This is a genomic window from Marinobacter antarcticus (genome assembly GCF_011049865.1).
GTDB lineage: Bacteria > Pseudomonadota > Gammaproteobacteria > Pseudomonadales > Oleiphilaceae > Marinobacter > Marinobacter antarcticus_A.
On record NZ_DRGY01000149.1, the window covers coordinates 1 to 20613 of the forward strand.

General features: G+C 54.5%; 21 protein-coding genes, 1 tRNA gene and 1 pseudogene. 14 read left to right on the top strand and 9 right to left on the bottom strand.

Annotated features, from left to right (window positions below; all coding sequences use genetic code 11):
* Positions 1-76 precede the first annotated feature (76 nt).
* A pseudogene (locus ENI00_RS17930) lies at positions 77-460 on the top strand (type I restriction-modification enzyme R subunit C-terminal domain-containing protein); the annotation flags it as partial.
* Positions 461-650: 190 nt separating this feature from the next.
* On the opposite strand, the gene ENI00_RS17935 reads toward ENI00_RS17930, so the two are convergent.
* Together ENI00_RS17935 and ENI00_RS17940 are read right to left on the bottom strand one after the other, a co-directional pair.
* A tRNA-Arg gene (locus tag ENI00_RS17935) sits at positions 651-727 on the bottom strand.
* Positions 728-825: 98 nt separating this feature from the next.
* On the bottom strand, positions 826-1365 hold the full coding sequence (locus ENI00_RS17940; protein ID WP_304105472.1) for a YaeQ family protein: 540 nt from the start codon (positions 1363-1365) through the stop codon (positions 826-828).
* 75 nt (positions 1366-1440) lie between these two features.
* On the opposite strand from ENI00_RS17940, the gene ENI00_RS17945 reads away from it, so the two are divergent.
* The 6 genes from ENI00_RS17945 to ENI00_RS17970 all read left to right on the top strand — a co-directional run bounded on the left by ENI00_RS17945 (position 1441) and on the right by ENI00_RS17970 (position 6167).
* On the top strand, positions 1441-1806 hold the full coding sequence (locus ENI00_RS17945) for a CidA/LrgA family protein (RefSeq protein WP_304105475.1): 366 nt from the start codon (positions 1441-1443) through the stop codon (positions 1804-1806).
* Positions 1799-2521 (top strand): LrgB family protein, encoded by a 723-nt coding sequence (locus tag ENI00_RS17950; protein WP_304105478.1) that lies wholly within the window; start codon positions 1799-1801, stop codon positions 2519-2521. Before ENI00_RS17945 ends, ENI00_RS17950 begins: the two co-directional genes overlap by 8 nt.
* A gap of 32 nt (positions 2522-2553) precedes the next feature.
* On the top strand, positions 2554-3846 hold the full coding sequence (gene pepQ / locus ENI00_RS17955; RefSeq protein ID WP_304105481.1) for a Xaa-Pro dipeptidase: 1293 nt from the start codon (positions 2554-2556) through the stop codon (positions 3844-3846).
* Positions 3847-3944: 98 nt separating this feature from the next.
* Positions 3945-4151, top strand: coding sequence for a bacterioferritin-associated ferredoxin (locus tag ENI00_RS17960; protein ID WP_304105484.1), 207 nt, complete (start codon positions 3945-3947; stop codon positions 4149-4151).
* Between the two features lie 180 nt (positions 4152-4331).
* The gene (gene bfr, locus ENI00_RS17965) at positions 4332-4805 is read left to right on the top strand and encodes a bacterioferritin (RefSeq protein ID WP_304105487.1); all 474 of its coding nucleotides are present in this window, start codon (positions 4332-4334) and stop codon (positions 4803-4805) included.
* 9 nt (positions 4806-4814) lie between these two features.
* Positions 4815-6167, top strand: coding sequence for a phosphomannomutase (locus ENI00_RS17970; RefSeq protein WP_304105490.1), 1353 nt, complete (start codon positions 4815-4817; stop codon positions 6165-6167).
* A 158-nt stretch (positions 6168-6325) separates the two neighbouring features.
* Here the strand turns inward: ENI00_RS17970 and ENI00_RS17975 are convergent, their stop codons facing one another.
* Positions 6326-7441: a phospholipase A gene (locus ENI00_RS17975; RefSeq protein WP_304105493.1), complete on the bottom strand. Its 1116-nt coding sequence runs from the start codon at positions 7439-7441 to the stop codon at positions 6326-6328.
* A 13-nt stretch (positions 7442-7454) separates the two neighbouring features.
* On the bottom strand, positions 7455-7793 hold the full coding sequence (locus ENI00_RS17980) for a hypothetical protein (RefSeq protein WP_304105496.1): 339 nt from the start codon (positions 7791-7793) through the stop codon (positions 7455-7457).
* Positions 7794-7992: 199 nt separating this feature from the next.
* Here ENI00_RS17980 and ENI00_RS17985 point away from each other — a divergent pair, with 199 nt between their 5' ends.
* Positions 7993-8406, top strand: coding sequence for a c-type cytochrome (locus ENI00_RS17985; protein ID WP_304105498.1), 414 nt, complete (start codon positions 7993-7995; stop codon positions 8404-8406).
* A gap of 85 nt (positions 8407-8491) precedes the next feature.
* Here ENI00_RS17985 and rep read toward each other — a convergent pair whose 3' ends face one another.
* Positions 8492-10510: a DNA helicase Rep gene (gene rep, locus ENI00_RS17990; protein ID WP_304105501.1), complete on the bottom strand. Its 2019-nt coding sequence runs from the start codon at positions 10508-10510 to the stop codon at positions 8492-8494.
* A gap of 140 nt (positions 10511-10650) precedes the next feature.
* Here rep and ENI00_RS17995 point away from each other — a divergent pair, with 140 nt between their 5' ends.
* From ENI00_RS17995 to gshA, 3 genes are all read left to right on the top strand, one after another.
* On the top strand, positions 10651-12387 hold the full coding sequence (locus tag ENI00_RS17995; RefSeq protein WP_304105504.1) for a bifunctional diguanylate cyclase/phosphodiesterase: 1737 nt from the start codon (positions 10651-10653) through the stop codon (positions 12385-12387).
* 49 nt (positions 12388-12436) lie between these two features.
* Entirely contained in the window at positions 12437-14740 is a 2304-nt protein-coding gene (locus ENI00_RS18000) for a Tex family protein (protein WP_304105507.1), read from the top strand.
* Positions 14741-14808: 68 nt separating this feature from the next.
* Complete coding sequence (gshA, locus tag ENI00_RS18005; RefSeq protein WP_304105511.1) at positions 14809-16362, top strand: glutamate--cysteine ligase; 1554 nt, start codon at positions 14809-14811, stop codon at positions 16360-16362.
* A gap of 11 nt (positions 16363-16373) precedes the next feature.
* Here the strand turns inward: gshA and ENI00_RS18010 are convergent, their stop codons facing one another.
* Positions 16374-16820 carry a flagellar basal body-associated FliL family protein gene (locus tag ENI00_RS18010; protein ID WP_304105514.1) on the bottom strand — a complete coding sequence of 149 codons (447 nt, stop codon included), beginning with the start codon at positions 16818-16820 and terminating at the stop codon, positions 16374-16376.
* 114 nt (positions 16821-16934) lie between these two features.
* Here ENI00_RS18010 and ENI00_RS18015 point away from each other — a divergent pair, with 114 nt between their 5' ends.
* Together ENI00_RS18015 and rsd are read left to right on the top strand one after the other, a co-directional pair.
* Positions 16935-17441, top strand: coding sequence for a disulfide bond formation protein B (locus ENI00_RS18015; RefSeq protein ID WP_304105517.1), 507 nt, complete (start codon positions 16935-16937; stop codon positions 17439-17441).
* A gap of 103 nt (positions 17442-17544) precedes the next feature.
* Entirely contained in the window at positions 17545-18024 is a 480-nt protein-coding gene (gene rsd / locus ENI00_RS18020; protein ID WP_304105520.1) for a sigma D regulator, read from the top strand.
* A gap of 90 nt (positions 18025-18114) precedes the next feature.
* On the opposite strand, the gene ENI00_RS18025 is transcribed toward rsd, so the two are convergent.
* From ENI00_RS18025 to ENI00_RS18035, 3 genes are all read right to left on the bottom strand, one after another.
* The gene (locus ENI00_RS18025) at positions 18115-18849 is read right to left on the bottom strand and encodes an FKBP-type peptidyl-prolyl cis-trans isomerase (protein ID WP_304105523.1); all 735 of its coding nucleotides are present in this window, start codon (positions 18847-18849) and stop codon (positions 18115-18117) included.
* Between the two features lie 149 nt (positions 18850-18998).
* Positions 18999-19382 (bottom strand): DUF4124 domain-containing protein, encoded by a 384-nt coding sequence (locus tag ENI00_RS18030; RefSeq protein WP_304105526.1) that lies wholly within the window; start codon positions 19380-19382, stop codon positions 18999-19001.
* Positions 19379-19948 carry a DUF2390 domain-containing protein gene (locus tag ENI00_RS18035; RefSeq protein ID WP_304105528.1) on the bottom strand — a complete coding sequence of 190 codons (570 nt, stop codon included), beginning with the start codon at positions 19946-19948 and terminating at the stop codon, positions 19379-19381. The genes ENI00_RS18030 and ENI00_RS18035 overlap by 4 nt, the downstream gene beginning before the upstream one ends.
* A 40-nt stretch (positions 19949-19988) precedes the next feature.
* Between ENI00_RS18035 and ENI00_RS18040 the strand changes: the two genes are divergently transcribed.
* A partial coding sequence (locus tag ENI00_RS18040) for an ATP-binding cassette domain-containing protein (protein ID WP_304105531.1) occupies positions 19989-20613 on the top strand: 625 nt, incomplete at its 3' end.

Genomic DNA, 20613 nt, shown 5'->3' on the forward strand with positions numbered 1-20613 from the left:
GTGACATACTGAGCAAGGTGGTGCGAGCAAATCGAAAATTAAGTTCTAAACAGAATGACGCACTACACTAGAGGCTCTTGAAGATATGTTGATTCGGCTCGGCGAGGATGATGGCAAAACAATGCTATCGGGACTTTTAGAGCGCTCAGGCGCTCCTTCGCTTCCATACTTTGTGCGAAGCCTTGTAGGAATGGACGAAGCGACTGCCAAACAAGCGTTCTCAGATTTTTTGACAGATACAAGTCTTACAGCTGCTCAGATTCGATTTGTCGAGACAGTTATTGAGCAGCTGGCTTCACGAGGGGTGATTGAACCTTCCGCTCTTTACGAGCCTCCCTTCACAGCATTTCATGCCGGAGGGCCAGAGGCGTTATTCGCAGGTAAAGATCGGGTAATTGAAGGGATCTTCAATACGCTTCATGAAATACGCCCTATTGAAAGTGCGGCCTTTGCAGGTTGATTCAGAGTCCGTAAGGCGCTAGAAAGCATTCGAATTGTTTGTGTCCAAATGCCTCTGTGCTGAAACAAGGCAAAGGTCACAATTACCGCACCAAGAAAAAGCAGCTTAAATTTGTGGACACACCCTGGACACATTTTGGACACAGGAAATTAAAAAGACCCTACGCTTTCACGTAAGGCCTTGAAAAATATGGCGCGCCCAGCAGGATTCGAACCTGCGACCCCTGCCTTCGGAGGGCAGTACTCTATCCAGCTGAGCTATGGGCGCATTCGAGCTGACGTCGGTGCATCAAATTCGAGTGCGCAATCTTACGTGTGCAAGCGAGTACTGTCCAGCCCCGAATTTGTGGCGAGGGCCGGCCTTTGTTACGGAAAAATGGTGACTGGGATGATGCTCGCCAGTGCGCTTTCATTGCTGAAAGACACCTCGCCGTCTTGCACCGTTACCTGATAATTCATGTTCCGCTCAGCCAGTGCAGCCAGAGCTTCAGTGGGCTCGCTGGGAAGTTCGATAATGGTAAGGTTTTTGAAACGGCTCAGCTTGTTCTGGTGCTTCTCCAGCCATAGAGGCACCGCTCGGCCACCGTAGGCGTACAAGATAACCTGGCGTGAGCGGTTGCATGCTTTGCGCAGACGGCTTTCGTCGGGCAGGCCCAATTCAATCCACAGTTCAATCTCGTCACTCAGGCTTTTCTGCCAGACTTCCGGCTCGTCGTCTGTGCTCAACCCTTTGGTAAACTCCAGCCTCTCAGCGGCGTTCAAGGCAAAGGCCAGCAGGCGAATCATCATGCGTTCGTCATTTTCTGAGGGGTGCCGGGCAAGGACAAGCTGATGATCGCTGTAGTAGTGCCTGTCCATGTCAGCAATATTGAGCGTGGCTTTAAAAATGGTTGCTTTGATCGCCATGGATTCCCTGCAGTGGTATCAAGATGTTGGTTTGCGCTAGTGTAATGCAATTCTCCGGCTTATGAGCAAGACAGCATGGCGATGTTGCGTGGTTTTCTGATACTGGTTCTGTTTTTTCTTTTTGGTGAGGCGTTGCGGCTGGTTTTTGTGATTCCGGTCAGCGGCGGTGTGCTGGGTATGATTCTGATGACGGTCACGTTGATGCTGCGTGGTCGCGTAAGCGATGAGTTGGCGCTGTCCAGTCAGGCACTGATCTCCATACTGGTATTGCTGATTATGCCGGGTGTGGTCGGTGTGTTTTTCATGGCGTCTCAATTCTCCGGGCAGTTTCTGGCGGTGGCCGCTGCATTGCTTCTGGGCACCTTTTTGAGCGTGCTGAGCACGCTTTTATTGATGAAAGGCGTGGTTCGTGTATCTACGCGGAGCTTTGAAGATGAGTGAGTTGGCTGAGCGTTTTATCGCTATCCCCGACGTTTTGTCTGCCAGCCCGATCTTTGCAATCGGGCTCACCCTTAGCGCTTTTTTTGCCGGAAACTGGCTGTTTGCCCGTATTGGCCGGCCCTTGTGGATGCCCCCGGTGGTGCTTTCGGCCGTGATGTTGGCGGCGGTGATTGCTGGTCTGTCGGTGGATTATCTGAGCTATCAGGAGGGTGCTCTGTGGATAACCGTGTTGCTGGGGCCGGCGACGGTGGCTCTCGGGATTCCGTTGTATCAGCAGATTCACCACATACGCGCCATGTGGGTTCCGATTGTCGTCACCTTGCCACTGGCGGCCACGCTGGCGGCAGTGTATGCGGTGGTGATCGCCTGGGCACTGGGTGCCACGCCGGAAGTGCTGGCGTCACTTGCGCCAAAATCTGTGACGGCCCCGATTGCCATTGGTATTACAGAGCAGTTGGGCGGGTCGGTGCCCCTGATGATGGGTGGCTTGTTGATAACGGGCGTGGTTGCCACTTTGTTTGTCGACCTGCTGGCCAAATGGCTGCCGGTCGACGATGAACGCATCCTTGGATTTGCACTGGGGCTTAACGGCCACGCCATTGGTACGGCGAGGGCATTCGAAATCAGCCACACCGCCGGCGCTTTTGCGTCCTTGGGTATGGGGCTGACGGGCGTTTTTACGGCGTTGATATTGCCCCTTGTTTTTCGACTCTAGAGCGCTTTTTGAAAACTTGGTGGGAGTTTGAAATGCTTAAAGCCGCTTTGCTGTCACTTCAGATCGATCACGTGCGCATTCTGCAGAGTCGTTATGAACAGGTTTTGGCAGACCAGGGTTATGACAGCCTGTTGATCAGTTCCGGTGCTGCACCCAAGCGTTTTGGAGATGATCAGTCGTGGCATTTTCAGGGTTATGGTCCGTTTGTGCACTGGACGGGGCTTACCGGCTTTGAAAACTCGTGGTTGCTGATCCGCAAAGGCCATAAACCACTGCTCTCATTGCATCAACCTGTTGATTTTTGGCATGCGAACCTTGAGCTGGCACAAGAGCCCTGGCTTGCGGAATTCGAGCTTCGGTTCAGTGATAACCACTCGGCCCCTGGGTTGGATAGTGTGAGTCGAACAGCGGTTATCGGTGATCCGTCGCTACTGGCGGACGTGTCCGGTGAGCATAATCCGGATGCGCTTTTTGATGGCCTTAATGAAACGCGGGTGCACAAAACAGCCTACGAAATAGCCTGCATGGCCCACGCCAACGAGCTGGCAGTGACAGGTCACCGTGCTGCCCGTAATGCGTTCCTCGCCGGTGCAAGTGAGTTTGAAATCAACCTGGCGTACCAGCACGCAACACAGCAGCGCGAGGCCGATGCGCCTTATCACAGCATTATCGGCGTAAACGAGCACGCGGGTACGTTGCACTACCAGTATTACGACACCGCAGCGCCTGCCAAATCGCGCAGCTTACTGATGGATGCCGGAGTGCGCTACCGGGGCTATTGCTCCGACGTTACCCGCATGACGGCGGGTGTGGGGGAAGGGCGCTTTGGCGCGCTGGTCCACGGGCTTGAAACGTTGCAGCTCCGGCTCTGTAGCATGGTAGGCCCGGGCGTGGATTACCTGGACATCCACCGTAAAGCGCATCTGGGCATCGCAGCCCTGCTCAGTGCCGCAGGGCTGGTCAGCGGCCTGAGTGATGAGAAAATGGTATCGGAAGGCGTTACCCGGGTCTTTTTTCCACACGGCATTGGGCATTTTCTTGGTGTTCAGGTACACGATGTTGCCGGCAAGCCGATATCGCCTCCAGCCGACGCGCCCTTCCTTCGTTTGATGCGAACGTTGGAGCCGGGCATGATGGTTACCATTGAGCCAGGGTTGTATTTCATACCGTCGTTGCTTGAGCCGCTTCTGTCAGGCGCTCTCGGGCACCACATGAACCGCGCACTGATTGAGGAATTGCAGGGGTGTGGGGGGATACGGATCGAAGATAACGTGCTGGTTGTGAGCTCAGGTTTCCGAAATCTGACCCGTGAGGCAGAGGCCTGAAACAATCCGTTGCACAAATTTAACTCAATGGGCTTGCAATCCATGATGCTAATGACAATAATTATCACTACCTTTAATATTGTTGGTGAGCTTGCATTATGTACGTATGCCTTTGCCACGGAGTTACAGACCGGGACATCCGCGAAGCTGCAGAAAACGGCGTGTCTTCCATGCGCCAGCTTGGTAAAGAGCTGGGCGTAGGCACCCAATGCGGGCGTTGTGCCTGCACGGCGCGGAATATTCTGCGTGAAAGCCGCTCGCCGGATTACTTGTCTCTGGCAAACATGTTGGCAAGCCCCGCCTGACGATCCTCGGGATTTATTTCCTTTCCGCAATTTTGTAATACGCCTTAACGCGCTATTCTTGTTGGGTAACGAGAGAACTTAGCCTAGAGAGCTTAAAGAGTTTTCTGAACCCGAACCCGCCAGCCGACTATGCTTTTCGTCAAAAGGGCAATGAGTCGGCTGAGAACAAGGAGTGCTGCAATGAAAGGCGACAAGAAAGTCATCCAGTTTCTCAACAAAGTTCTTGGCAATGAACTGACGGCTATAAACCAGTATTTCTTACATTCGCGTATGTATAAAGACTGGGGCATCGCCAAGCTGGCGGCCAAGGAATACGAAGAATCCATCGACGAAATGAAGCATGCCGATCAGCTAATCGAGCGTATTTTGTTCCTGGATGGCCTGCCTAACCTGCAAGATCTGAACAAATTGATGATTGGTGAGCACGTTCAGGAAATGATCGAGTGTGATCTCAAAATCGAGCACATCGCGCACGTGGATCTGAAAGACGCGATTATCCATTGTGAAGCTGTAAACGATTACACAAGTCGTGAGCTGTTCCGCGGCATTCTGGACAGCGAAGAAGAGCACATTGACTGGCTCGAAACCCAGCTGGAAATGATCAAGCAGATGGGCATTCAAAACTACATCCAACTGCAATCTGCTGCGGAGTAAAGATCGACAATGGATTTGTCCTGTTTTAAAGCCTACGACCTGCGCGGCAGCGTGCCGGAACAGCTGAATCCGGCCCTTGCCGAGCGTATCGGGCGTGCCTACGTCGAGATCACGGGCGCCAAAAAAGTCGTTGTCGGCTACGACATCCGTCTCTCAAGCCCGGAAATCACCAAAGCCCTGAGCGCAGGCTTGAGGGCGGCCGGTGCCGACGTGTTTGATATAGGCCTGTGCGGCACGGAATATGTTTACTTTGCCACCAGCCACTATGGCATGGACGGTGGCATCATGGTGACCGCCAGCCACAACCCCAAGAATCATAACGGCATGAAAATGGTTGGGCCGGAATCCCGCCCGATCAGTTCTGACAATGGCCTGAACGACATTCGCGACCGGGTGCGAGGGCCCTTTGATGACGCACCTGTGCAGGGCAAATATGAAACACTGGAAGTCGCCGGTGCTTATTTGGATCACCTGCTGGGATACATAGACGCGGCTGCTCTGAGCCCGATGAAAATCGTTGTTAATGCCGGCAACGGCGGCGCGGGCCTGGTGATCGACGAACTCGAGAAACACCTGCCTTTCGAGTTTATCAAAGTGCACCACCAGCCAGACGGCAACTTTCCCAACGGAGTGCCCAACCCTATCCTTGAAGAAAACCGCGCCGCCACGGCCGACGCGGTAATCAAGCATGGTGCGGCTATGGGCATTGCCTGGGACGGCGATTACGATCGTTGCTTCTTCTTCGATGAAAACGGACGGTTTATTGAGGGCTATTACATCGTTGGCCTGTTGGCTGATCAGTTCCTGCGCAAAACCGGCCCCGGCAAAGTGATCCACGACCCGAGGTTGATCTGGAATACGCAGGATCTGGTAGAAGCAGCCGGGGGCGAAGCCATCGAAAGCAAAACCGGCCACGCCTTCATCAAACAACGCATGCGCGACGAAGACGCCGTTTACGGCGGGGAAATGAGCGCTCATCACTACTTCCGGGATTTCGCCTACTGCGACAGCGGCATGATCCCCTGGTTGCTGATCGCTGAACGCCTGTGCCAATCCGGCAAACCGTTCTCCTCCCTCATCAACGCCCGCATTGAAGCCTACCCGGCCAGCGGCGAAATAAACCGCACCATTGATAACCCCCCAACGGTTATCGCAGCGATCGAGCAACAATACGGCGCGGATGCAAAAAGCGTCAGCCACGTTGATGGCCTCAGCGTTGAATTCGAAAACTGGCGCTTCAACCTGCGAATGTCCAACACCGAACCCGTGGTTCGCCTAAACGTTGAGGCCCGTGGTGACATACCGTTGATGAAAGCAAAAACGGAAGAACTGCTGGCAGAAATGGAGCGGTTGAATAAGTAATATGCCCTTGCAGTAGCGGCGCGACCAAGCTCTGGGCCGAGTTGTCGGTGAGGTGTTCGGAAACTGTGCGAAGCCATGGATGGCGTAGCCAAGCGTACAGGGAAGTATTCACAGCGTGTTTCCGAACACTTCACCGGCACCTCGGCATAGCACCAAACTTAAAGCCAGTCGTTCAGCATAATCCCCAGCCCAAACCGCTCAACCCGATGATTGTAATCAATCAGACTCTCCCCGTACCCGTTGTAGTACTGGAAAAAACCCTTGATCGTATCCCCCAACGGGAAGCTGTAACCAAACTCCAGTGACGTGCGGTTATTCGAGCGTAGATTGTTCAAAAGCTTCAGAGAAAAGGTCCGGTCTTCCGCAAGCTTATACACAATGTTGTAACTGGCATGCCCTAAATAACTCTCGATATCCGCATTGTCATCTTTTTTCCTATCGGGAATCCGGTACCAGGGCTGCACAACAAACAACCAGCGACCATGAGTAAAGGCCGCGCTTGCCATCACCCGGTTCCAACTCCGCGAGCGGGGCTCCGATTGACCGTTGGATTGATGGTTAACACCCAGAGTCATACCGCTCAACGTGACCGCTCCCAGATTCCAGTTGGCTTGATGGCGCAGGAAGACTTCGGGCTCGTAATTGGTCTCCCGGAAGGGGGCTGAATCGTCCTGATTGTAAACTTGCCAGAATGAACGCTGGGTATAACCGAACCACAGGGTAGTCTTGTCATCCAGCACTCCGGTTAGCAGCGGAACTTTGAAGCTTATCTGGTACTTGGCCTCTTCGTTTTCGAGACCGTAATCATAACCGGTAGCGCCCAGCCTCGGGCTGGTTGGTGCCTGGTTGGGGTTGTCCATCCAGGTGATCGGCATGATGTAGGTTGGCCGATAGCTGAGAAAACCACCCGAAAACGAAAACAGGGCCTTCTCCGCCTTCAGATGCCTGTCTACAATATTGGTCATCGCACCGTCGTCGGGATCAACCTTGCTAGACTTGCCGTCGGCTTCTTCGGGGTTCTTGCCATCAGGAGCCAGGGTATCGCTCACTTTTTCTGCATCTTCAACCTGAGCCTCGGTGGCCTGGTCGCGGGCAGCCTGGGGTTGATTGAAGGAATCGTAGCAAGCAAGGCGTTGCACGCCGTCTTTCACCAGAGCGCAATCTTCAACGGCCATTTCCTGGCCTGTTGCGGTGTTCGCTGCAATCGCGAATGTAGGCCAGAACAGCGCAAGCACAACAGCCAGTGGCGCTCTGGACGTCAGATATGGGGTCATACTCCGGGTCTCGTTAAATAGCATTGAGGCTGTGCCACGTGCTGGCAATACCGTATATCCAGACACCGATCAGGGTGATGGCCAGCAGTGAAAAAACAATCTTGTGGCGAAGTTGGTCGGCCGCACTGGCCGCCATAACCCAGCGTATATACATCAGGCCAATGAAACTGGAAAAAACACCCAGGCTGGCAACGGCAGGTATCAGCAGCCACGCGGGGTTGATACTATGACCTGGATCAGTTTGGCGTGAGAACCACCCCATGGAAGCCAAAAGCACCGTCAGCGCACTGAATTCGATGATTAAAAGCGTTTTGCGAAGCGGGTGCGGGGAGGGTTTCTCCGGGTTGTTCATGCATCGGTTCCTGGAATTTCTGGTGTAAGCTGCAACATGGTAACCGGATGTCCGGAAAGAGTCTCCACGCTTACGGGATGACAATAAAAATAGTAGAAATCAAGTTATGGTTTTGCTATCCGGTTTTTTTGCCGAGGTTCAGTCGCTATAATGCGGCCCATAAAGATTATAACGCTCTAATGCGAGGTGCATTGTGAAGATGAAGAAAGTCCTGGCTGTCGTATTACTCGGTTTTGGCATAGTGGCCGGAGCTGCTATGGCAAATGTTGAAGACGAAATCCGTGGGCGCATACAGCCGGTGGGCGAGGTGTGTCTGCAGGGTGATCAATGCGGTGAAGCGATTGCGGCTTCTGATTCAGCCAGTGCTGGCCCCCGCGCAGGTAACGAAGTATACGACGCTGTGTGCATGGCATGCCATTCCACGGGCGCAGCCGGCGCTCCGAAAAAAGGGGATGCCGGTGCTTGGGCGTCGCGCATTGATCAGGGCATGGATACGCTGATCAAGCATGCGGTGAATGGTTATAACGCCATGCCGGCTAAAGGCGGTTGCGCCAATTGCCCGGATGAAGAAATTAAGGCTGCGGTTGAGTACATCGTAGGCGAAAGCAGTTAGCCTGAGCGCTCTCTCTATAAGCCTCAAGAGCACTTTCGACCGTGCTCTTTTTGAGAACCCTCGCACACCGCGGGGGTTTTTGCGATTACAGCCCCAGGTCACCGAGCAACGCGCTCAGCGTAGCCTTGCCTTTTTTCTGGTTGGCCTCGGCGTCCAGATCTCCTGTGCCCTCCCAGCGCACGTCGCCTTCAGGAAGCTCGTCCAGAAACCGGCTGGGAATGGTTTCTATTTTTTCTCCATACTGCCTGCGTTGTGCCGCGTATGTGAGTGTCAGCGTTTCTTTTGCGCGGGTAATGCCCACGTACATCAGCCGCCGCTCTTCCTCGATATTACCCTCTTCAATACTGGACCGATGCGGCAGAATTTCTTCCTCAAGCCCAAGAATAAAAACATGAGGAAACTCCAGGCCCTTGGAAGCATGGAGCGTCAACAGTTGTACCTTGTCGCTGTCATCCTCTTCTTCACGCTGTTCCATCATGTCGCGCAGGATCAGTTTGGTGATGGCATCTTCTATGCCCAACTCATCGGCTGTGCCCTTGCCGTCGTCCAGCATGCGCTGGATCGAGTCCACCAGATACCAGATATTCTGCATACGCCGCTCGGCCTGTTTCGGTGTGCCCGAATTCTGGTGCAGCCATTCTTCGTACTCAATATCGGTGAACAGCTGTTTGATAACAGGTACCGGATTTTCTTCGTGAAGCCGTTTGCAGGTAGCATCCACCCAGTGCGCAAAACGCCGCAGCCGATCCAGCCCTTTCTCGGTTACGTGGGTTTCTGCGCCCATGTCACTCAGCGCCCGGAAAAGACTGACGTTGCGAGCCCGAGCGTAATGGCTAAGTTGTTCAAGGGTACGCGGGCCGATTTCTCGTCGCGGCACATTCACCACCCGCAGGAAAGCGGCGTCATCATCCGGATTGATCAGTAGCCGCAGGTAAGACATGGCGTCCTTGATCTCATTCTTTGAGAAAAACGACTGGCCGCCCGAAATGCGGTAGGGAATCTGGTAGCCCTGCAATTTTATCTCCAGCAGGCGAGCTTGGTGATTGCCCCGGTAAAGCACCGCAAAGTCCCGGAACGCCAGCCCTTTCTTCAGCTTCTGGTCCAGAATTTCGGTGGCAACCCTCTCGGTTTCTGCGTCTTCGTTGCGACACCGTACAATGCGGATTTCGTCACCAATGGTGTGATCGCTCCACAGCGCTTTTTCGAACACGTGGGGGTTATTGGCGATAACCGTATTGGCGCTGCGCAGAATGCGGGACGTGGACCGGTAGTTCTGCTCCAGCTTCACTATCTTCAAACTCGGGAAATCGTCCTTCAACTGAGCCAGGTTTTCCGGCCGCGCGCCCCTCCAGGCGTAAATCGACTGGTCGTCATCGCCCACCACCGTGAACGCGGCCCGGTCAGCGACCAGCATTCTTACCAGCTCGTACTGACACAGGTTGGTGTCCTGGTACTCGTCCACCAGCATGTAGCGGATTTTCCGGCGCCATTTTGCCAGCACCTCCGGATTGTTGCGGAACAGCTGAACCGGCAGCAGAATCAAATCGTCAAAATCGACGGCGTTGTATGCTTTCAGGTACTCGCTATAATATTTGTAGACAATGGCAATGCGTTGCTCCCGCTCGTCCGCCGCTTTGCTGTATGCTTCGGCGGGTCCGCGCAGGGCGCTCTTCCAGGACGAAATGGTCATCTGGACATCGTTGAGTTCATCGCCGGCGTCGGCGCTGGCTTCTCGTAGCATTAAATCCCGGAGCAGGGCTTTGGCATCTTCTGCGTCAAAAATCGAAAAGCCGGGGTGATAGCCAAGATGAGTATGTTCCTCCCGGATCATATTCAGCCCGAGATTGTGAAATGTGGATACAATCAGCCCACGGGTCAGCTTGCGGTCAACAATCCGGCTCACCCGCTCTTTCATCTCGCGGGCGGCCTTGTTGGTGAATGTCACCGCCGCAATATGACGCCCCGGTATGCCCAGATGCTCAATCAGGTAGGCAATTTTCCGGGTAATTACACTGGTTTTGCCACTGCCGGCACCGGCCAGCACCAGCAGCGGACCATCGGTGTAGCGGACAGCTTCGTTTTGTCGCGGGTTGAGTTTGTTCACAAATACACGGCCAGAATGGATTGGGACGGGGGTCTTCGGTAGTACAATAGTCTACACCAGCCCGGCTGTACCTTGTCGATCTATCAGCTATCCTTTTAGCACAGCGGATTTATTGTTAACAAAACCATGGATTCTGATTAATGACTTTGCCACTGGAAATTGTCGGACATGACCAGCTTCGCGTTTTGGTTCTGACGCCGGACTATGCCGATTTTCTCTGGCTCAGTGCGCTGCTGGCGGGCGACCCCGAAATGGGCCCGGATTCAACCTGGTGCCCGGATCTTGTGGACTGCGACGATCTTATTCATAACGCAAAGTTCGACATTATTGTTTGGGATTGCGTTTTTCACGGTGGGTCAGAAACCGCATTTTTACAGTATTTGGCCGTTGCCAGTGGCGGTCGTCCTGTTTTGGCATTAAGTGCAGAAACGCCGCGTGAGCGGGCACCGGATTTACTTGCCGGTGGCGCGGCAGATTATATGAGCCGTCAAGAGCTTGATCACTGGAGTTTTTGTCGGGCCGTGAAGTGCCTTTGGTACCGTGAGCAACTGGCTAATTCGGCCCAAAGTCCGCTGGGCCGCGGCGTGGCGAGCGGGTTTATTAATCGGGATCTGTTCTTCGACAGGCTGCAGCAAGCCCTGCTCAGAGCGCAGCGGGGCAGTTACAGGCTGGCGTTGTTGCACCTGAATATCGATGACTTCCGCAGTATTAATGAGTCTTTTGGTTACCAGAAAAGTGATCAGCTGATGATCAAAGTGGCCACTCAGGTTCGTCGGGGATTGCGCCGGGTAGACTCGTTAATGCGTATTGGTGGTGATGAGCTCGCCATCATTGTTGAAAAAATAGAAGACTCCCTGGATATCACCCAGATCATACGCAAAGTGGTCAGCGCGCTTGATGAGCCGGTAATGATGGATGGCCAGAGCGTAGTGGTCAGTGCCAGCCTGGGCGTGGCCACGTACCCGGAGGTCGGAGACAGCCCCGAAAACCTGATGCGCCGGGCGAACAGGGCGATGTTTGAGGCCAAGCGTGACCCCGGTACCAGCTATCGGTTTTACGATCGCCAACTGCACATTTCAGCGGGTTACCAGCTCAGGCTGGAAGCGGATCTGCGCAATGCCCTCAGAGGCAATGAGCTGGAGCTGTACTATCAGCCGAGAATCGATCTGGCCACAAACGACGTTCGTGGCGTTGAGTGTCTGTTGCGCTGGAACCACCCCGAACGGGGTCTGGTTGGGCCAGACGAGTTCATACCCGTCGCCGAGCGCAGCGGCCTGATCGTCCCCATTGGTTACTGGGTGATCGAACAGGCGTGCAAGCGCCTGCAGGCGTCCGCTGAACTCGGGTTTCCCGGGCTCGTTTTTGCCGTCAATCTTTCATTTCGTCAATTCCACGACCGCAAGATGACTGAAACCATATTCCGCATTATTTTCAACGCCAACGTTGATACCAGCTTGCTGGAACTGGAGCTGACCGAAAGTGCCATGATGCACGATCCGGAATACGCCCAGCGTTGCCTGCGCGAGCTTAATCAGCTGGGCATCAGCTTTGCGCTTGATGATTTTGGCACCGGCTTTTCTTCTCTCAGCAATCTTCAGCACCTGCCTATTTCATTGGTGAAAATCGACAAATCGTTTGTGCAGGCCCTGGGGCACTCGGCGGATGCGGAGCACATTATCCGTGCGATTATCAGCCTGGCTCATAGCCTTCAGATCAGTGTGGTCGCGGAAGGCGTTGAGACGGAAAGCCAACTGGAATTTTTGCGCCAACACCATTGCGATGAAATTCAAGGCTACTTTTATGCGCGCCCCATGCCTTGGGCTGATCTTCTGGAATTCCTGAACGAGCGTGGTCAGTCCGCTTGCCTGCAACTGTAAGCCGCTGTACCTTTGCTGCTTTATCAGAAACGCATCAGACAGAGGTTGCATGAACAGTATCTCCAGGCGCATCGCTGACGAACTTGGCGTACGCGAGCAACAGGTTAATGCCACCATCGCCCTGCTGGACGAAGGTTCCACCGTTCCGTTTATTGCCCGGTACCGAAAAGAGGTGACCGGTTCTCTGGATGACAGCCAGTTGCGCACGCTTGAAGAACGCTTGCGCTACCTTCGGGAGCTGGAAGACCGTCGCGGCACGATTCTCAAAAGCATTGAAGAACAAGGCAAACTGACCGACGAGCTGCGAGCCAGCATTCAAAGCGCCGATGCGAAGAATCGCCTGGAAGACCTATATCTGCCTTACAAGCCGAAACGCCGAACCAAAGCCCAGATTGCCCGGGAGGCGGGGTTGGAGCCGTTGGCAGACGCCCTGTACGGTGATCCCTCGATAGCGCCGGAAGCCGAAGCAGAACATTACATCAATGCAGATGCCGGGGTTGCGGATGCCAAGGCCGCACTCGACGGCGCCCGTTATATCCTGATGGAACGTTTTGCCGAAGACGCCGAACTGTTGGGTGAACTGCGAGACTTCATTTGGCAGCAAGGGCAATTAAAAGTTGCGGTGATCGAAGGCAAGGAAAACGAAGGCGCCAAATTCCGTGATTATTTCGATTATTCAGAGCCGTTGAAAAAAGTGCCCTCGCACCGGGCGTTGGCCATACTGCGCGGGCGCAATGAAGGCATTCTTGCCTACACGCTGATCGTCGGTGACGGGGACAACGACCGGCGTCAGCCGCACCCCGCGGAGCAGCGCATTGCCGCCCGATGGAACATTCGCGATAATGGCCGCGCCGCTGATACATGGCTCTCAGAGGTGGTGCGTTGGACCTGGCGTGTAAAGCTGTCCACGCAGATTGAGACCGATCTGATGAGCCAGGTGCGTGAAGCGGCTGAAACCGAAGCCATTAACGTGTTTGCAGCCAATCTGAAAGACCTGCTTTTGTTGGCACCTGCGGGCCCGCGCCCAACTCTGGGGCTGGATCCTGGCCTGCGCACCGGTGTAAAGGTTGCGGTTATTGACGGCACCGGACAAGTAGCAGGACACGGCGCTATTTTCCCCCACGCGCCCCGGAACCAGTGGGACAAGGCCATTGAGCAGCTCGCAGCCTGGTGCCGTGAGTACCACATTGAGCTGGTTGCCATTGGCAACGGGACCGCATCCCGTGAAACTGAAAAGTTGGTGGGCGATCTGAGTAAGCGTTATCCGGAGCTCAAGTTGGCGCGCATTGTGGTGAGCGAATCCGGTGCTTCAATTTATTCTGCCTCGGAGTTTGCCTCCAAAGAGTTGCCCGATCTGGACGTAACGATTCGTGGCGCTGTCTCCATTGCCCGGCGCTTGCAAGATCCGCTGGCCGAATTGGTCAAAATCGAACCGAAATCCATTGGCGTTGGCCAGTATCAGCACGATGTATCCCAGGTTCAGCTCTCCCGTAGCCTGGATGCCGTTGTTGAAGACTGTGTGAACGGTGTCGGCGTCGACCTGAATACGGCGTCAACGCCGCTGTTGGCAAGGGTGTCGGGGCTTAACCAGACCATCGCCCAAAATATCATGGAATACCGCAACCAGAACGGTATGTTTCGCAATCGCAAGCAACTGTTAAAGGTTGCCCGGTTGGGCGCCCGTACCTTTGAGCAGGCAGCCGGTTTTCTACGCATCGCCAGCGGCGAGAATCCGCTGGACCGGTCATCGGTGCACCCCGAAGCTTACGGTGTGGTTGAGGCTATCGCCGCTAAGAATCATCGAAAAGTTGAGGGAGTTATCGGCGACGCCGCGTTTCTGCGGGGTTTGAATCCACAGGAATACGTAACAGAACAGTTCGGTTTGCCGACTATTCGGGATATTCTCTCAGAACTCGAGAAACCGGGTCGGGACCCTCGGCCGGAGTTCCGTTCTGCAAGCTTTGAAGAAGGCGTGGAAACCCTCGGTGATCTCAAGCCCGGGATGGTGCTGGAAGGGTCGGTTACCAACGTTACCAACTTCGGGGCGTTCGTGGATATTGGTGTTCATCAGGACGGGCTGGTTCATATTTCGGCGCTTTCCCATACCTTCATCAAGGACCCCCGTGAAGTGGTCAAGGCAGGGGATATCGTGAAGGTCAAGGTGATGGACGTAGACATTCCCCGCAAACGGATTGCACTGTCCATGCGTATGGATGACGAGCCGGGTGGCAAAGCGGTGCCAAAATCTGCGGCCAAGCCCCCACATCGTGGGCAAAGCAAAAGCGCTGATCAAGGCGCCACCGCCGGTGCATTGGCTCAAGCGTTTGCGTCTGCCCGTAAGGATAAGCGTTAAGCCGTTCCAACTATTTCCATCAGCCGGTTTTGCACGCAAGGCACAATCGGCTGCAGCAGGAGTCAATCATGGCCGAATCCCGGCATTCTGTGTTCCGCCAGTTCGCCGCCAGCGACTGGAAAGGATTTCTGAAAGGGGTAGAAAAAGAAGGTTTGCGCGTTGATCGAAACGGGTTCATCGCACAGACGCCGCACCCAGAGGCCTTGGGTTCTGCGCTTACGCATCCGTCGATTACAACGGACTATTCCGAGTCTCTGTTGGAGCTGATTACGCCGGTGTGCAGCAGCACGTCGGAGTTACTGGCGTCTTTGCGCAACACCCACAGTTTTGTTCAGCAAAACCTGGGCGATGAGGTTTTCTGGCCGGCCAGTATGCCCTGTGAACTGAAAGGCGACGCCAGTATTCCCATCGCCGAGTATGGGTCGTCAAATATCGGGCGGCTCAAGCACGTCTATCGGCAGGGATTGGCGGTGCGTTACGGGCGTATGATGCAAAGCATTGCCGGCACTCACTACAATCTTTCCTTTCCGGATAGCTTCTGGGAAAAATGGCAGAGCGTGCTCGGTAATCAACAGAGCATGAAGGAATTCAAATCCGACCAGTATTTCTGGCTGATCCGTAATTTTCGCCGACGAAGCTGGCTGCTCATGCTGCTGTTCGGCGCTTCGCCGGCGTTGGACGCGAGTTTTGTTGCCGATATGCGTCACGACCTCAGCCGTTTTGACAATCGTAGCTGGTTTGGTGAGCAGGCGACGTCGTTGCGCATGGGTGATCTGGGTTACCACAACAATGCCCAGTCGTCGTTAAACATCTGCTTCAATAAACTCAGCACCTACACCCAAACGCTGGACCGGGCTATCCATACAAACTGGCCAGCCTACGAAGCCCTGGGCACCCAGCGCAATGGCGAATTTATCCAGATCAATACCAGCGTTTTGCAAATAGAAAACGAATATTACAGTGCGGTTCGCCCCAAACGCACGGCCCAGCGTGAAGAAAAGCCTATTCAGGCGCTCGACGCCCGCGGCGTGGAGTATGTCGAGGTGCGATGCCTTGATCTGGATCCGTTCTCTGCCGTGGGCGTTAATGAGGCGCAGGTAGACTTTCTGGATCTCTTCCTTCTTGATTGCCTGCTGTCGGATTCGCCGAGAATCGACGACGCTGAGTGCGATATGCTGGATGACAACTTCAAAGATGTGGTCGCCAAAGGTCGTAACCGCGAGCTCACCCTGTGCCGGGGCGGCGAGCGCACGCCTATAGCCGAGGCCGCTGCAACGCTGTTAGAGAACCTCGAGCCATTGGCAGAGATACTCGACGGCTGGAGCGGTGGTGAGGTTTATCGCAACGCCCTGTCAGCCCAGCGCGGCATCTTGTCCGGTGATCGCCAGGTGCCTTCTGCGCGGGTTATTGATGCCATGCAGTCTTCCGGGTTAGGGCATCGTGACTGGGGCATGGAGATGGCGCTCAAACACCAGACCGTACTCCGACAGGAAGGCATGGAGGCCAGCTTAAACGCGGCGTTTGCCGCTGCGAGTAAAGACTCTCTTGTAGAGCAGAGGCAGATGGAGGCTTCGGATACCCTGGAATTCAGTGCTTTTCTTGAGCAATATCTGCGGTCTTGATGGCCTGAGCTCTATTTTTGCACTACGAATTCCGTAAACAGCACGCCGGTGATTGCTTCACCGGTTTGCTGCTCTTCCAACGCACCGTTTATTCTTGATTTCGCTTCTTCACGGAGTGCTTGCTGGCCCTCTGTTGTGGTCAACACCGCCGTATCGGTTTGTTCACCGAATAGCATCACGAGTTCGTGACGCAGCCTCGGCATATGGGCTTCCACTGCCGATCGGGTGGTTTGTCGCGACGCCCGGAGGCTGACTGACGCTTTCAGGTATGTCAGCTTGCCGGCGGTGGTGTTACCCACGTGAGTAATAAACGGCGGTTCCATGGCAATATAATCCGTGATGCCGGATTCTTCTGCGATGTCCTCTTGCGCTTCAGGAGCGCCTTCTGCCCAAGCGACTGGCGGCAATGAAAGTAACAGAAGAAGGCTGAATAAAACGAATTTTGGCTGAGGTGTCATAAGCTTGCAGTTCGTCATGGTTTAGGGTTTAGTGACAAAATCAGCAGCGTTTCCGCCGAATAAGCCGAGAATAGCAGGCCAGGCGGATTATTTGTGGAAAACTGAGGAAACTTTGTGAAAGGAAGAGCAGTCTTTGCCTGTGTTTTTGCACTTTGCGCCGGGTTGTTGGGTGTGGCGTTTTACATGCAGTACGTGATGGGGCTTGAGCCCTGTCCTCTGTGTTGGCTTCAACGTTTCGGCTTTATGGGGGCTGGATTGGTGAGTCTTGTGGCGGCTTTGCACGGTCCAAAGCAGTTGGGGCTGCGTGTGTATGGTTTGTTGTTGGCGGTAACGGCCGGCGCGGGTCTGGGTATGGCAGTTCGGCAGCTCTGGCTCCAGAACCTGCCCGCTGATCAAGTGCCCGCCTGCGGGCCTTCTGTGGACTATATGCTTGAAGTGCTTCCCTGGTCGGATGTACTGACCACAGCCCTCAGAGGCACCGGAGACTGCGCGGCGGTGGTTTGGCGTTTTCTTGGGCTGAGCATCCCCGGCTGGACGGCTATATTTTTCGTTCTGCTGGTTATTTTGGGCCTGGGCATGCTTTTTCACCGGGGAAAACCAAAAGGCTGGGGCGCTGGCTGAAACGGTTGCGGCGGGCAGTGGGCATGGGGTAACTTGATGCTGGCCTTAAGCAATATCAGTATCAAGGCCGGATGGCCGAACTATTATGCGGAGAGCAGGCGTCATGTTGGAACATTGCCGAAATGCCCAAGAGCGTTGGGGTGGCGTCAGCGATCTGATAGATCGCTGGCTCAAGGATCGTCAGGAATTGCTGGTTCACTACTGTGATTTGTCGGGGGAATCCGATTTTTCGCAGACAGATGCCTTGAAGAAAAAGTTTTTGCGACTGAGTGAAGTTCTGGTCGATTACGTGTCTACCGGTCATTTTGAAATATACGAACAACTGGTCAGGGAAGCTCGCGAGTTCAATGACGGTGGCCTGGAACTGGCGGCGAAGCTTTATCCGCGCATTGAAAAAAGTACAGAAGCGGCCCTCAATTTCAATGACCAACTGGATGAAGACAAGTTGTCTGAACAGGATGCAAAAGCTCTGTTTGAAGAGCTTTCCCGTTTGGGCGAAACGCTGGAAAGCCGCTTCGAGATGGAAGATTTTCTGATTGAGCATCTTCACACTGTGCATGCGGACAAAGTGGCGCCAGTCTGATGGCCGGTGGGTACAAAAAAAGCCTCAGCAGCGGTGACGCTGGCTGAGGCTTTTTTGTGACTTCCGTTTGGCCGGTATGAGCCGATCAGGTTACTTGGAAGCAGCGTCTTCTTTGCCATCTTCCGGGTTGATGCTGAGCAGTTCCACATCAAAAACCAGTGTTTCGTTCGGCCCAATGGATCGATTGCCACCCGGTCCGTAGGCAAGGTCAGATGGAATGTAAAGCTTGTAGCGGGCGCCCTCGCTCATTAGCTGCAAGCCCTCAGTCCAGCCTGGAATGACCTGGTTCAGAGCGAAAGTTACTGGCTGGCCGCGCTCGCGGGAACTGTCAAAAACCTCACCAGACAGCAATTCGCCAGTGTAGTGTACTTTCACGGTATCCGTCGCAGACGGTTGCTCGCCGTTGCCTTTTTCCAACACCTCAAATTGAAGCCCGGATTCGGTTGTCTGAACACCGTCGCGCTCGGCGTTTTCTGCAAGGAAAGCTTTGCCTGCGTCCATGTTTTTCTGCGACATCTCTTCTACTTGCTTGTTCTGTTCTTCCTGCAGTGACTTCTGGTATTCCATCATAGCCTGCTGGATTTCTTCACGGCTCATGCGCTTTGTGTCGTCATCGCCGTCGTGGCCATGCTGGATACCCTGAAGAAACTGATCCATCTGCAGGTTTGGCAGGTCGTTGCCCATTCGCTCGCCCAGTACCAGACCCATGCCATAACTGACCTTCTGGTCGTTCGAGTCCAGTTTAGGGTCTGCCGGGGCCTCAGGGGGCGTTGAGCAGCCGGCAATCAGGCCGGTCATCGTCAGTGCAAGCAGCGTTTTTTTCATTACATCGTCCTTTTTGGTCATTAAGGAGTGGGCCAGTGCCCAGGCGTTGTGTTTGTTCAGAGGGGAAAAGGTAACGGGTTCAGCGCGCAGATTCCACTGAACATCTGTTAAGGCGGCAAAGATTGTCCTTCACCGTCACGAATATGCCGTTAGCTTCCGTTGCTGATGGCCCTTGGGCTAAGGGAGAAGGGAGCGTTGTATGGCGATTCCCATTCGGTCTCAGGGTTAAAGGCTCGGTCTGGTATCCGGTTTTTTTCTTCTCGCTCAATGGCCAGTGTGTTCCATGAACCCTGTGTGGGTGGTTGGTCGGCGAAATGCCAGCTACCGTCGTCACTCTGCCATTTGAACACGATATCCGGGCCTTCCGTAAGAATAGGAGAGGGCACCAGAGCCTCAAAAGCGGGTATTTCAGACGGCGCGCTTTCCACCGCCGGCTCGGGTGTCTGATCAGGGCTTTTCAGCCCGAAAATCATCAGCAACAATAGCAGACCGAGCGCAGGAAACGACAGCCGAACAAGCCATTTGATCATCATGGCGGTGCGTCTTCCTGTTGAAAGGCCGCGAGAATATCGCTCAGTGAGCTTACATGCTGCCGGGTGTTCACGGTCATGCCGGACATCGGTGCAGCAGCAGCGAGGTTGTGTTCAATGAGTTTGTCACGTTCGTGTGCCTGCATGTTGTTCGATTCCGGGTTGGGCGCTTCCAGAGTGTGCCAGGCTAAGGCCAGTTCAATGCACTCTGACTCCAGCTCAACGTTGGCCAGGTTTTTTCGCAGAGCGTTGTATGAAGCCTGCGCCTTCGGCACTGACGTGCGAATAGCACGCACGCTGCCGGTTACACGGTCGCGCCACTCTGTTACCGTAGCGTCCTCAATTCCGGTGTATGCCCTGCCGTTCAGTGCAAGCCATCCGGCGCATAAAATACGTGTTATGTGCCAGCCCTCATTCTGAAGGGCAAGACAGGTTTCCTGTGCCGGCGATTGTTGCCAGAACGCCAGTGCAAATCGCCATAGCGGATTGTCTGGTTCCAGATGTGCGGGCAACTCCATGGTTTTCAACGGCAAATCCGGGCAGGTTTCAAAGTTGACTGGTATGAGCACTGAAACGCCCCTGATAATCTCACGCTGACTATACGGTAATATGTTAACGATAATTGATCTCAGTTTACAACGAGGTGGCGTCTGGTTGCTAGATTCCGTCGCTCTGACGGTGCAATCCGGCCAGCGTGTATCCATCGTCGGCGCCAACGGTGCCGGTAAATCCAGCCTTTTTCAGCTGTTGCTGGGTGAGTTGGCGCCCGAGCAGGGCAGTGTGTCGCTGCCCGGCGGCTGCCGCATTGCCTATATGGCTCAGGAAGTAGAGGCAACCGATCGGAGTGCCCGGGACTTCGTTCTTGATGGCGATTTCGATTTGCGTCGGCTTGAGCGCGAGCTTCAAAAGGCTGAGACCCGGGGCGACGATAACGCGGTTGCTCACATACACGGCGAACTCGACATCCATGAAGCCTGGTCTGCTGCAAGGCGAGCCGAGTCATTGCTGCGCGGATTGGGGTTTCAGGACGGCGATGCAGATCGGCCTGTATCGGCCTTTTCCGGCGGCTGGCGGATTCGGTTGAATCTTGCCCAAGCGCTGATGCGGCCTTCGGATTTGTTACTGCTGGACGAGCCCACCAACCACCTGGATCTGGACGCTTGCCTGTGGCTGGAAAATTGGTTGCGCCGTTACCCGGGTACGCTGCTTTTTATCTCTCACGATCGGGACTTCA